The organism is Pseudoalteromonas sp. S1650, from assembly GCF_005887195.1.
Taxonomy (GTDB): Bacteria; Pseudomonadota; Gammaproteobacteria; order Enterobacterales; family Alteromonadaceae; genus Pseudoalteromonas; species Pseudoalteromonas simplex.
Map to the genome: position 1 here is coordinate 60,763 of NZ_PNDF01000007.1, position 14,137 is coordinate 74,899.

Below are 14,137 nucleotides of genomic sequence, written 5' to 3' on the forward strand. Positions count from 1 at the left end.
TTACTGATAGTTAATAAAGTGTGCGAGAAAAATAAAGCAGCTAGCAAGGCCAAACAAAGCTAAAGTGAAGCGCCAAATAAAACGTGCCCATTCACTCCAATCTAATTTAACAATACCTAAAGAGCCAATGAGACTAGCAGAAGTCGGAATAAAAATATTGGTTAAACCATCACCCAACTGAAATGCTAACACCACAATTTGACGTGATATATTTAATAAATCACCGAGCGGTGACATTAGCGGCATCGTTATGGCTGCTTGTCCAGAGCCTGACGAAACAAAGAAGTTAAATACACTTTGAAATAATAGCATGCCCCAAGCCGCAATATAGTCGGGTACAACTGAAATGCTGGTGGCACTGTAGTACAGCAAGGTATTTAGAGTTGAAGGCGAGGTTAAGTCACTACCGCCAAGTATTAAAATAACGCCTTTTGCCAGAGCAACTAAAAGCGCTGCAGGTAGGAGCTCTTGAGCACCTTCTTTAAATGCGTTTGCGCTTTCATTGGCAGTTTGTTTTTAAATAGGCTGGCGATTACAGCACAAGCAATCCCTAGGCAAAAGAATTGCGCTGCTAATTCAGGAATATAATACTGCCTAGCCATCACGCCCCAAATAACCCAAACAATGCCAGCAATAAAAGTAAGTAAGATTAGTTTATCTGCGTTATCTAAATTTATTGCACTGTCTTGGTGTTGGTTAGATTGTTGTTTAGTGGCTCTGATAGAGTTGGCATAGCGAATAGTGAATACAAGGCCAAATGAAGTAAAAACAAGCTAAGCAACCATTCTGAACCCTGCGCCAGAAAAAACGGGAATTTCAGCTATAGACTGAGCTATGGCAATGCTAAACGGGTTCATCCATGAGGTGGCAAAGCCAATTTGTGTAGCAACATAGGTTGTTAATACCGTTACTTTTGCGTCATAGCCAAGTTGTTTCATAATCGGGAATAACACAATACAAAAGGCAATGGCTTCCTCACCCATGCCGAAAACCGCACCACCTAAAGAGAAAAGCACGAACAAGAGAGGAATGAATACCCACTCAATATGTTGTGTTTTATTGATCAGTGCCATGATGCCGTTATTTACCGCACCGGTTTTTAAGATAATCCCAAACGCACCGCCAGTGATTAAAATAAACGCCATCACACCAATCGCTGCGCCATACTTATCACCTGACACTAATCCTTCAAATAAGACATTAGCGAGGCCAATTTCACCACCTTCTGCAAATAATGCTGGCGGGGTATGATCTGAGGCTGTTTGATATTGTGATAATTCAACACTATGGCTATCTTTTTCGGCATTAAATACACCGGGGGTTATAAATAGGCTGGCAAAATAGGCGATAACTGCGACGCACAACAAAATGATGCTCGCATCTGGCATCGCAAACTGTTTGTTTTTCATAAAGTCACTTAAATGTCATTCGACGTTTATAAGATAAGCAAGGTATTGTAGCCCTTGCTAAGAAAGATTAATACTGAGAGTCGTCAGTTTAAGATAACGTAAGCTCAAAAGTGTGGGCGACGATTAAGCCGCCCATACCTTGCTAAAAGCGATAGCTCAAACTTAACGTATAGCGACTGCCATAAGCATTATGGTTTATAGAATCAAAACCTCGACTTGAACCATATAGTTTAGGTGGTTCTTTATTAAAGATATTATCGATACGAGCACGGATTGATAATGCATCATTGATAAAATATCCGGCTGATAAATCCCATACTAGCCAGTCATCAACATCACGCTTTAACTCATCATTAAGCTCGCCAAGTTCTTCTATCTCGTCTATTTCACGGCCACGAAGCCCTTCAATATCATCCTCATAGCTACTGGTATAATTGGCACCTAGATTTATGTAATAACTCTCGGTATCCCAATCGATAGAGAACCTGCCAACATTTTCAGGGTAGCGATAAGTGCCGATTAGCTTTTCGATTGCATCTGAACCGGGTTTATTTCTCTCAAACTCTAAATAGTGAGTACCATCAAAAGCGAGCGTTAAGTTACCTTGTGCAAAAAGAAAACGATGATCGAACTTAAAGTCGATTCCCGCTAAGGTTTGTGTGCCGGTATTTTCCAGTGGAATAACATGGTCTCTAAATAGCGGCAGGAATAGCTCATCTTCTCGCGGATTAAATTCACTAATATAGTTTGTTAGGATCTCTGAAAGATTAGCGCCATCACTTTCGATATTAAGGCCTGCATTATCGGTTACTTCACACAGCTGCTGCTCGTACGAAATACCTTGTTGTCCTTGTGGTACTAAGCCACAGTGACGAAGAGACGCTTCCGTAATTGCTCTATCAAGCACGGCAGTCATATTGGTATCGATGACTTGTTCATGATCAAAATGCCAATAATCGACGGTTAGATTGGTATTTACAGATGGACTCCATGCAAAGCCAATGCTGAGCGCTTCAGACTCCTCGGCTTTGAGTGCTTGATTACCAAGTTCTAGGCTGTTAACACTGACTTCTGTACCATCACCCATACAGTATAAATCTGCAACAGCCTGATTTGCGCCGCAATCAAAGCTTGATTGTGTGGTCCGTAATTTTACGCCAGCTTGAGTTAATGATGGTGCTCTAAACGACGTTGACCAAGAGCTTCTAATGATCAGAGAATCTGAAGGGCGGTAGCTTAAACCCACTTTAGGGTTAAACGTTCCACCAAAGTTATCGTAATGATCGTAACGACCAGCAACTTGCAGTTCTAGCTGCTCAGTAACTGGCATATTCAACTCTACAAATGCAGCGTACTGCGTACGGTCTGCTTCTGATAAGCTCGAGCCAAAACCAAAAACATCAACTAAATAACCATTTTCAGCACGCGCTTGAGAGTCTAAAGACGGAATATCTTTTAACTCTTCTCGGCGAGCCTCAATACCAAATGCAGCATAAATGGGTAACTCATTAAATGTAAATAAGTCGCCATTAAAGTTTAAATCCCATCCGTAAACTGTACTTTCACCACTTCTACTAGGGTTTGCTTTTGCAAGCTCAAGCACCGCATCATTATTAGCATCACCCTGTAAAAAAGGGTTGTAGAATGGCATTAACTGACCTTGCGAACAATTGAGCTGAGTTCCATCAAATGTAGCTAATGAACCGTCGGAGCATAATTCACCGGTGATTGCAGCATGAAATTGGTAGCGGTTGTAAATACCATCAATCGCTTCTTGCTCTGACTTAGAACGAGAAAATGTTACACCAGACTCCCAACTCCAGTCCCCAATGTAACCAGCTAGGCTACTGACTAAGCGCAAGTTTTTAGTTTCAACTTCAACTGTACGCGGTGAATTAAAACGTGCATCAAATGCAAAGCCATACACTTCTCGACCCGCTTGAGTGGTAAATGGATCAATATAAAGCTGGTCCATTAAGTCGTTACTGCCATCAGCGTTATCATAAATGAATAGCGCATCTTCTATGATAAACGGACCATCATCGTCGTTTATTTGATTGATTGGTGCAGGTGATGAATAGGCTTTTGATTTAGTTTGGCTATAGAAGAAATCGGTATGCCAATCTAAATCACCTAAGGTGCTGTTAAACATAAAGCCAGTTGAAAGGCTTTCAAATGGGGTTTCTAGGTAATCATCTTGGTTTGCATAGTAAGCACAAATTTGCTCACCATGCTCAGTCGTGACAAGCTCTGTTTTACAGTTTGGCGCTGGTAGTTCATTGCCATCTCGGCTGCTGAAGTAATAAATGTTTGGTGAGTTCTCAAGTTTCGGTAAATATGAGTAACCATTCACTAGATTAGGTGTTGCGGTATAACTTCTGTCGGTCGCTTTAAAGGCATTGCGGTCGTAAATATCAGCAAATACCGTTAAGTTACTTTCACCGATATTGGTTCCGTAGACTAAGTTAAGTTGCTTCTTAGCTTCATCATGACTGTCAAAACTATTGGTGTAAGAAGTGTTTACTTCAGCTCCTTGATAGTCATCTTTAAGAATATAGTTAATAACACCGGCTACCGCATCAGCACCATAAATTGCTGATGCGCCAGTGGCTAAAATATCAATGCGCTCGATTGCAGCAAGCGGAATTGAGTTTACATCGACAAAGTTCTCAGTGCCTGCTGCGAACGAGCTTGGTGCTACACGCCTACCATTAATGAGTGTTAATGTGGCAGATGGCCCCATACCTCGAAGGCTCGCAGCGGATTGACCCGCTGGCGTTGAGGTTGATGTACCACCACTTTCAGATGTTGAAAAGGTACCGGATCCGCCTTTAAATACGGATAAATCTTTTAATAATTCATGAATAGTGTTCGCTCCTGAGCGCTTGATTGCATCTTGGTCAAGCACGGTAAGCGGGATGGTTCCTTCTAAATCAACCCCTTTAATTCGTGATCCTGTTACTTCTACTCGTTCAATTTTTTCTGATTGTTGGTCGTTTTGAGCATACACAGTTTGTACTGGGCACAGCACAGCACTGATTGCTACAGCAATTGATAACTGACGAAACATATTGATTTACCTTTGCCTTAAAAAACACACGGCAAAACCGTGACATTTTGAATAATTGTTATAATTTTTTAGACAGGGCAGTGGGTTATAGACACAACTAGCCCCTCACAGGAAGTGAGGTGTGGCTACTCGTCAAACCACTCCGAAAGGTAGTGTGGAGAGTAGAAATATGTGCAAAGCGATAATGCGTTTTTCAACATAATTCCAATCCGTAAGGTCTTTTGACAAAGCTAGCGATACAGTGCTAGCTTACTCGCGTTTTTAAATGTTCCTTTTTTTTATAGCAAGCAACAAAAAGCTGCGCAAGCAATTTTCTAATATTTTTTTACAAGAGTGTAACAATATGAACATCCTTAAGGAGCAAAAGACTAAATATCAAACTTCAGCTTTTTCTTTGGTATTTAGTTTGTTTTTCGCATCATTTGGCGGCAAAGTCTATGCAAATGATCAACAGCAAACGTTGGTTTTAATTGGCGGATCTTTGACCACCTGCTCAAGTATGAGCCCTAAAAATTGTCTTTCGAATAAACAGATTAGTGGTAAACAGACTAATCAATATCGATTAAATAATGATGCTTTATCTGCAATAAAGACAAATTGGCCAACCAAGAACAAAAAAAATCGTCAGCAAACGCTTAAGGTATTAGCACAGATTGCACATCAAAAGTCAGGTGTGATCACCAAAAGTGATATTTTATGGGCTTGGCGCGATTTAGATAACAAGTTACTAAACGAGCTTACTGATTCAGAATACAACTTTGTCATAGACTCACTTGAAGTGGCTGTATCAAATACAGATTCGACCCGCCAAAAAGAGCAGGTCAGTACAAGCGATAATAACGAACGTGCAGCCAATGATATTTTAGACTTTGTTGCTGCTTCATTAAAAACAACCACCGAATCACCAACAATTTTAGCGGTTACTGCATCAAGCAGAGATCCATATGAATCAGCTGACTTTTATGAAGGGTTATTAAACTTTACTGGTGTTGAATCAAGCTGGTTACCTCTAACACCCGCCTTAGCAATTGCGATTACTAGTAAGCAATGTGAGAGTTTGGAATCTTTACGTACAGAGTCTATGGGCGTTTTTAATCGTGAGACTATTTACCCTGATCGAATCAAGGCCGAAAAAGCGCTTTGTGATAAAGGGGTCGATCATTTAGTTAAGCTGATTAAAAACGCGACGGGTATTATGTTTAACGGTGGCGATCAGAGTTTAACCAGAAAAGTACTGTTTGATGATAACGGTCAGCAATATCCTTGGACTCAGGCAATTTTACAAAGACCATTACTTGTTGGCACAAGCGCAGGTACAGCGGTGCAAAGTGGTGGTAAAAATGCCTATGGCACAGTGCCGATGATTTCAAATGGTACAAGTTTAGCGGCAATGAGAGAAGGCTCGTTTGCGGTATCACCGCCAAGTGAGCGCTGTGAAAATGAATGCGGTGATAAGCTTTCGGCTGATAGTCTTACCTATGAAAAACAAGGTGGGCTTGGCAGCTTTACTTATGGTGTTCTTGATACACACTTTAGCGAGCGCAACAGAACAATGCGTTTGGCAAGATTACTGGCAGATACCGGGCAACAGCATGGTTTTGGCATTGATGAGACCACCGCCCTTGTGTCAATTCGAGCTGGTGAAACTGCACTAATGACGGTGATTGGTAAAAGCGGTGTCGTGCATGTTCAATCAGATGCTAAAAACAGCGGCGCAATCAGTTATTGGCCTGCTGGTGCAGTTATTGATGTAACAAAGGATGGTTTTACTCTAGCTAAACGAACTGTAGATAATGCGCTCCCTAGTATTAAAATTCAGCCACTGCCGATGCAGCGTTTCGGCACTATATTTTCAGATGCTAAATTACGTTCGCTTGTACAAGCTATGTGCTTAACACAAGAGCAACAAGCAGTCGCTCAGCATGATGAGTTTTTATTGGACTTAAATGCCACTGACAATACTCATTATTACCGTGTAAACACCAGTAGTACAGGCTGTGCGGTAGAAAACCTAGCCTTTAAAGTTAAGACATTTTAAGGGTGTAAGGTACTGAAAAAGTAGTGGATTATTTGTTCATTATTAGTTAGCGTAAGACTAATAATGAACAAACCATGGAATGGGGTTATGAAATATAACGTACTACTTTTATTTATTTTTGGCTGTTTATTTGCCTATTTATCTATACCAGTCATAGGTTATGGTTCAGCTATTGCGATTCCAACCGAAGTACTTTCAGCCCTTTATGACTTGTCACCTAACTTTGCTTTATCAATGGTTGATATCGTTACTTTAGGCCTTCCTTTGTTAGCGTTACTTTTAGTATTTTTACTCATTAGTAAGTCCCTGTACCTTAGAGATAAAGCGTATTCATACTTTATATTGCTGACACCATTTTTAGCGCTGCATTTATATTTTGCTGTTAACAGCTTTTCTGCAAATATTGATAACACCACTTTACTGACTAGTCTGCCTAAGTATCTATTACTAGTGCTTTTTGTTGCGCTTTTTTCTACTCATAAGAAACCGAACTTTAGTTGATGTAAGTCATACGCGAAAGTTCAACATATAAGCTAATCTGTAATTAATCAGTGAACGAAGTTGATAACACAATGAAAAAATTACTGCTATTAACAAGTGGGGGTGATTGCCCTGGGCTTAATGGGGTGATCAGAGCGGTGGTTAAAGTAGCCGAGCATGATGGCAATTGGCAGGTGTATGGTAGCCGAAGAGCTTACTGTGGTGTGCTTGAAAAACCAAATGATATTATACACTTAACTAGTGAAGTGGTGGCGGGTATTCATGTTCGTGGTGGAACAATTCTCGAAACTGTTAATAAAGGGAATCCAACCGCTTTTCCTGCTGAAATAGCAGGCGAACAAGTGTTTATTGACCGCTCTGATGAGTTAATCAGTATTATTAAGCAACTTGGGTTTGATGCCGTTATAAATATTGGTGGTGATGGTTCGCATAGGGTATCTCAGCATTTATTTGAGCATGGCTTAAATATCGTAGGCGTACCAAAAACCATTGATAATGATTTATATGGCACTGATTACACAATTGGTTTTCAGACTGCTGTCGACACCGCCACCGAAGCAATTGATCGATTAATACCAACAGCGCAAAGTCATAACCGAGTGATTGTGACTGAGGTAATGGGACGCGATGCCGGTTGGATTTGTTTGCACTCTGCTATTGCAGCTGGCGCAGAAGTCGCGCTTATTCCAGAAATTCCTTACGATATTGAAGCGATTAAAGCCAAACTAACATCACGTTTTGATAAAGGCCACGGATTTGCCAATATTGTCATTTCAGAAGGAGCTAAACCTGTTGCTGGTGGTGTTGTTAGTAAACAATCAAATGAACTCGGTTACGAAAACCCTGTACTAGGTGGTATTGCTGAGCAGCTTGCTTCACAAATACGTGTAGCGCTTGACCTTGATGTAAGAGTAACCGTATTAGGGCATATTCAACGTGGTGGCACACCTAATGCGTTTGATAGGGTGCTTGCAGCAGAGTTTGGGGTGCAAGCATTTGATCTAGTAAAGCAAGGCCAATTTGGTTTTATCCCTGTCAGTAAAGACGGTGAAATTAAACCAATCAGTTTAAAAGAAGCTACTTCTCAATATCGCGTCATTCCTCTAGAACATCCTTTAATAACAAGTGCCCGCGCAATGGGCATGTGTTTAGGCGAATAATCTGCGAATTGATATAACTTCAATTCGCATAACTAATAGTTTTAAAACAACTTTCTCAGTTACGTTCGTAATAATTCATTGCGCAATTTATGTATTGCACAAAATTTATGCGTTAAAGCAAGCATTTTATTTAATGTAAAGTTCTTTAAAGATGGTTGATCTGTGCCTTTTTTGGTTTAGAATGATCGTTCACTCTAAACTAAGGAACTACACATGCAGCGCTCTCGCATTCCATTTTTTGCAGTGTCAGCTTTGGCTGGTGCTGTTTTATTATCAGGCTGCGGCCAATCAGAATCGGCTCAAGGGCAAACGCAGGCAGCTCAAGCTGTTCCTGTTGGCGTTATTGAGATGCAAAGTAAACCACTTACACTAACTAAAGAATTGCCAGGTCGTGTGGCTGCTTCACGTATTGCGCAAATTCGTCCGCAGGTTAACGGTATTATTCAGTCTCGTATGTTTGTTGAAGGTGCTGAGGTTGAAAAAGGCCAAGCTTTATATCAGATTGACCCATCTACATTTGAAGCTGAAGTAGCGACTAGTAAAGCCGCTATTACTAAAGCTCAAGCCAGTATTGCTAATGCCAAGGCAAAAGCAGAACGCTACAAAGAGCTATTGAGCATCAAAGCTGTAAGCCAACAAGATTACGACGAAGCTGATGCAGCATACAAAGGTGCAAAAGCTGATTTACTAACGGCTCAAGCGCAGCTTAAAACCGCTGAAATCAATTTAAACTACAGCAAAGTATTAGCGCCAATTAGTGGCCAAATTGGTAAATCAGATGTCACAGCCGGTGCCCTTGTGAGTGCTAATCAAGCAACAGCATTAGCAACCATTACTCAATTAGACCCAATCTATGTTGATTTAACTCAGTCAAGCAGTGAACTAACACGTTTGAAAAAAGCCATTGCTGCGGGTGAGCTTGATAAAGATGCCGCTTTACATTCAAAAGTTGAATTAAAGATGGAAGACGGCAGCACTTATCAACATAAAGGTACATTGCAATTCTCTGAAGTGACTGTTGATCCAAGCACAGGCTCAGTAACCTTGCGTGCTGAATTTCCTAACCCTGAAAAATTACTGTTGCCAGGTATGTATGTTCGTGCAGTGATTGTTGAAGGTGTGAAAAGTGATGCGATTTTAGCACCACAGCGTGGCGTAAGCAGAAACACCAAAGGTGAGCCTACTGCCATGGTAGTAAGCAAAGGCAATACCGTAGAAGCACGCGTGCTTAAAACTGATCGTACTGTTGGTTCAAATTGGTTAGTGACAGACGGCCTAAACAGTGGCGATAAGTTAATTGTTGAAGGTTTACAGAAAATCCGCCCAGGTGCACCAGTCAATGCAATGCCTGCAGAATCAGCAGCTAACAGCCAGTAACGGAGAAACTTAATGTCACGATTTTTTATTGATCGGCCCATATTTGCATGGGTGCTTGCTATCGTTGTGATGCTGGCAGGTATCTTAGCAATTAGAAGTTTGCCGGTTGCGCAGTATCCATCCATTGCACCACCTGCAATTAGTATTCAAGCCACATACCCTGGTGCGTCGGCCCGTACTCTAGAAGATACGGTTACACAGGTTATTGAACAAAAAATGAAAGGGTTAGATGGCTTGCTCTACATGTCTTCAACCTCTGAGTCTAACGGCTCAGCGACGTTAACCTTAACATTTAGTGCAGATACAGACCCTGATATCGCACAGGTTCAAGTACAAAACAAATTGTCGCTTGCAACACCGTTATTACCAGAAGAAGTACAACGTCAAGGTGTGTCGGTTGCAAAATCTGCCCGTAACTTCTTAATGGTTGTAGGATTTGTATCTGAGGACGGCAGTATGAACAACATCGATATCGGTGATTATGTTTCATCAAACGTGCTTGATATTATTTCGCGTGTAAACGGTGTAGGTGAAGTACAGCTGTTTGGCTCTCAATACGCAATGCGTATTTGGTTAGACCCAGCTAAATTACTAAAATACTCATTAACTCCTGCTGATATTAGTGCTGCAATCAGTGCTCAAAATGCGCAGGTTTCAGCAGGTCAACTAGGTGCATTGCCAGCGGTGAGTGGCCAGCAATTAAATGCAACGGTGACTGCACAAAGCCGCTTACAAACGCCTGAGCAATTTAGAAATATTTTTGTAAAAACCAATGCTGATGGTTCAGTTGTTCGTTTAAGTGACGTTGCTGATGTTGAATTAGGTGGTGAAAACTACGGTGTTGTTGCGCGTTTTAACGGCAAACCGGCATCAGGTTTAGGTGTTAAGCTTGCCAGTGGTGCTAATGCACTTGATACAGCAGATGGCGTAAAAGCCGCTCTTGCTGAACTTGAGCCTTTCTTCCCTGAAGGTTTAACAACGGTTGTTCCTTACGATACGACGCCATTCGTATCACTTTCAATTGAAAAAGTTGTCAGCACTCTCATCGAAGCTGTTGTGCTGGTGTTCTTGGTCATGTACTTATTCTTACAGAACTTCAGAGCAACACTTATTCCGACTATTGCAGTACCTGTTGTATTGCTTGGTACGTTTGCTATCTTGCAAGTGTTTGGCTTCTCAATTAATACCCTAACCATGTTTGCGATGGTACTTGCAATCGGTCTACTGGTAGATGATGCAATCGTCGTGGTTGAAAACGTTGAACGTGTTATGACTGAAGAGAACTTATCTCCTCTTGAAGCAACACGTAAATCAATGGATGAAATTAAAGGTGCCCTTGTTGGTATTGCGATGGTGCTTTCGGCAGTATTCGTGCCTATGGCGTTCTTCCCTGGCTCAACAGGGGTTATTTATCGCCAGTTCTCAATTACCTTGGTAACTGCGATGAGTTTATCAGTGTTGGTTGCATTGATTTTAACGCCAGCTTTATGTGCGACTATGCTAAAACCTAGTCATGTACATAACGATAAGTCTTTATTTGGTCGTTTCTTCCTTGGCTTTAACCGTGGTTTTGACAGAACGAACTCGGGTACACAAGGTTTTGTGTCTCGCATGATCAAGCACAGTAAACGCTATTTACTTATTTACGGTTTAATCGTTGGTGGCATGGTGTTTATTTTCTCACAATTACCATCGGCATTCTTACCAGATGAAGACCAAGGTATTTTGTTTAATCAAGTAAGCTTACCTGCCGGTGCAACCACAGAGCAAACGTTAAAAGTTGTTGAAAAGATGGAACATCACTTCTTAGAAGAACAATCAGAAGCGGTAAAATCTATCTTTACGGTAACAGGCTTTAGCTTTGCAGGTTCTGGTCAAAACGCGGCAATCGGTTTTGTGGGTTTAAAACACTGGGATGAGCGTCAACGCCCTGATCTAACCGTCGGTGCGGTTGCAGGTAAAGCCATGGGGTACTTCTCAACCATTAAAGAAGCATTCGTGTTTGCTTTCCCACCTCCTGCGGTTGTTGAGCTTGGTACTGCAAACGGTTTCACCTTGTTCTTACAAGATAGGGTTGGTCTAGGTCACGAAAAACTACTTGAAGCACGCAACATGTTTTTAGGTATGGCTGCACAAAACCCGGTGTTATCAGGTGTGCGCCCGAATGGTCAAGAAGATAAGCCAGAGCTTGAGCTTGATATTGATTTAGCAAAAGCCGAAGCATTAGGCCTAACGCAAGCAGATATCAATAATACGTTATCAACGGCTTGGGGTAGTAGCTATGTAAATGACTTTATTGACCGTGGTCGTGTGAAAAAAGTGTACTTACAAGGTACGCCAGAATCACGCATGGTGCCAGAAGACCTAGATGAGTGGTATGTACGTAACAATAATGGTGACATGGTGCCATTTACTGCCTTTGCTCATTCTTATTGGACTTATGGCTCACCGCGTCTTGAGCGTTATAACGGCTTCTCAGCGATGGAAATCCAAGGTGCTGCTGCACCGGGTTACAGTACGGGTCAAGCGATGGCTGAAGTTGAGAAAATGGTTAAAAAGTTACCACCGGGTGTATCGTTCGAATGGACAGGTATTTCATATGAAGAACGTTTAAGTGGTGGTCAAGCGCCATTACTTTATGCACTTTCATTATTGGTTGTATTCCTATGTTTAGCGGCGTTATATGAGAGCTGGTCAGTTCCTGCAGCGGTTATGCTCATTGTACCGCTTGGTGTATTTGGTGCGTCGATTGCGTCATTTGTATTTAATTTATCAAACGATATTTATCTACAAGTGGGTCTATTAACCACCATAGGTTTGGCATCAAAAAATGCCATCTTAATTGTAGAGTTTGCTATTCATAAAATGGATGAAGGTATGAAACTTGTCGATGCCGCGGTAGCAGCTATTCGTCTACGTTTACGTCCAATCTTTATGACATCAATGGCATTTGTGTGTGGTGTACTACCACTGGCAATTGCATCAAGTGCAGGCTCAGGTGCACAAAACGCACTCGGTATTGCTGTTATTGGCGGTACGCTTGCGTCATCGACCATTGTGGTAATCTTTGTGCCGCTGTTCTTTGTACTGGTGCGCCGAGTATTCCCAGGCAAAACAAAATCAACTAATGAGGAGCAGGCATAATGAAAGCTAAACTTATCTCAGTGTCTGTTGCTGCACTTATGTTATCTGCATGTAATATGGCGCCAGATATGGAGCAACGTGAATTACCCGTTGCTCAAAACTATGATATTCAAGGTACAGCGGGCGATATCAATGCGCTCAATTGGCAGTCATTTTTCAGTAATGCGCAACTTCAACAACTAATTGCGCTAACGCTTGAAAACAACAAAGATATTAAAACTGCTGCACTGAATGTGCAGCAGGTTAGAGCAATGTATCAGATTGAAGATTCTGCACTTTACCCAAGCATTGATCTCAATGCATCGGGTACTCGTCAGCGTCTTCCAGCAGATTTATCTGGTACTGGTCAAGCAACTATCTCTGAAAACTATTCAGCAACTGTTGGCTTAACCGCTTATGAGATTGATCTTTGGGGCAAAGTCCGCAACCAATCCGAGCAGGCTTTGCAAAACCTATATGCTGCTGAGTACAGTTTAACCAGTGTTCGCATTAGTTTGATTTCTGAATTAGTGAATGCATGGCTTAACTATGCGACTGACAAAGAGCTATTGGCTTTAGCAAACGAGACTTTAAAGTCTCAGCAGGAGTCTTTAGAGCTAACCCGTAAAACATTTGCTCTAGGTGCTGCCTCTCAGTTAACGCTATCGCAACTTGAAAGCACAGTAGCAACCGCGAAAGTTGATATCGCAAACTATCAGCGTTTATTAAAGCGCGATAAAAATGCCCTCGACTTTTTAGTGGGTAAAACCGTGACTGCGGATTTATTACCATCACAAAATATTGATGATGTACTGAGTTTACCGGATGTGCCAGTAGGGTTACCGTCAGAGCTTCTTACTCAGCGACCTGATATCAAAGCTGCAGAGCATGATTTATTGGCAGCCAATGCAAATATTGGTGTGGCAAAAGCGGCATTCTATCCAAGCATCAGTTTAACCGCGAATGCGGGTACAGCTTCTGCTGACTTGAGTAATCTTTTTGATTCAGGTTCAGGTACTTGGAGTTTTGTACCTTCAGTAAACTTGCCTATTTTTAATATGGGTCGCAATCAAGCTAATCTCGATGTTGCAAAAGCACAGCAAGAAATGGCAATAACCAGTTACGAGCAAACCATTCAACAGGCATTTAAAGAAGTCTCTGATGCCCTTGCTGACCGTGAAGGTTATATGCACCAGCTAGATGCCCTGAATGATTTGTACCAAAGTAATGAGCTATCTTTTACTTTATCGGATGCGCGTTTTCAAAAAGGCGCAGACAGCTACTTGCAAGTATTGGATGCACAACGAAATTGGTACAGTGCAGGACAACAGTTAATTTTGGGTAAGCAAGCGTATTTGGCGAGCCAAATTAATTTGTATAAAGCACTGGGCGGCGGCTGGAATGCACAAAATACTGTGCAATAAATCAGCAAAAGCATAATTTATTTAAGGTTTTGCAG

General features: G+C 41.6%; 7 protein-coding genes and 1 pseudogene. 6 read left to right on the forward strand and 2 right to left on the reverse strand.

The features are described from left to right. Positions 1-1,409: pseudogene (gene yfcC, locus CWB80_RS00655) on the reverse strand (putative basic amino acid antiporter YfcC). A 142-nt stretch (positions 1,410-1,551) separates the two neighbouring features. Beyond that, entirely contained in the window at positions 1,552-4,479 is a 2,928-nt protein-coding gene (locus CWB80_RS00660) for a TonB-dependent receptor domain-containing protein (protein ID WP_138599819.1), read from the reverse strand. A gap of 343 nt (positions 4,480-4,822) precedes the next feature. Here CWB80_RS00660 and CWB80_RS00665 point away from each other — a divergent pair, with 343 nt between their 5' ends. The 6 genes from CWB80_RS00665 to CWB80_RS00690 all read left to right on the forward strand — a co-directional run bounded on the left by CWB80_RS00665 (position 4,823) and on the right by CWB80_RS00690 (position 14,102). Further along, positions 4,823-6,517, forward strand: a complete 1,695-nt coding sequence (locus CWB80_RS00665) for a cyanophycinase (protein WP_138599818.1) — start codon at positions 4,823-4,825, stop codon at positions 6,515-6,517. Positions 6,518-6,604: 87 nt separating this feature from the next. Further along, positions 6,605-7,018, forward strand: coding sequence for a hypothetical protein (locus CWB80_RS00670; protein WP_138599817.1), 414 nt, complete (start codon positions 6,605-6,607; stop codon positions 7,016-7,018). 71 nt (positions 7,019-7,089) lie between these two features. Next, positions 7,090-8,178 carry a 6-phosphofructokinase gene (locus tag CWB80_RS00675; protein WP_138599816.1) on the forward strand — a complete coding sequence of 363 codons (1,089 nt, stop codon included), beginning with the start codon at positions 7,090-7,092 and terminating at the stop codon, positions 8,176-8,178. Positions 8,179-8,391: 213 nt separating this feature from the next. Further along, the gene (locus CWB80_RS00680; protein ID WP_138599815.1) at positions 8,392-9,555 is read left to right on the forward strand and encodes an efflux RND transporter periplasmic adaptor subunit; all 1,164 of its coding nucleotides are present in this window, start codon (positions 8,392-8,394) and stop codon (positions 9,553-9,555) included. Positions 9,556-9,567: 12 nt separating this feature from the next. Next, positions 9,568-12,699 carry an efflux RND transporter permease subunit gene (locus CWB80_RS00685; protein WP_138599814.1) on the forward strand — a complete coding sequence of 1,044 codons (3,132 nt, stop codon included), beginning with the start codon at positions 9,568-9,570 and terminating at the stop codon, positions 12,697-12,699. Further along, positions 12,699-14,102 carry an efflux transporter outer membrane subunit gene (locus CWB80_RS00690; protein ID WP_054552176.1) on the forward strand — a complete coding sequence of 468 codons (1,404 nt, stop codon included), beginning with the start codon at positions 12,699-12,701 and terminating at the stop codon, positions 14,100-14,102. Before CWB80_RS00685 ends, CWB80_RS00690 begins: the two co-directional genes overlap by 1 nt. Positions 14,103-14,137 lie beyond the last annotated feature (35 nt).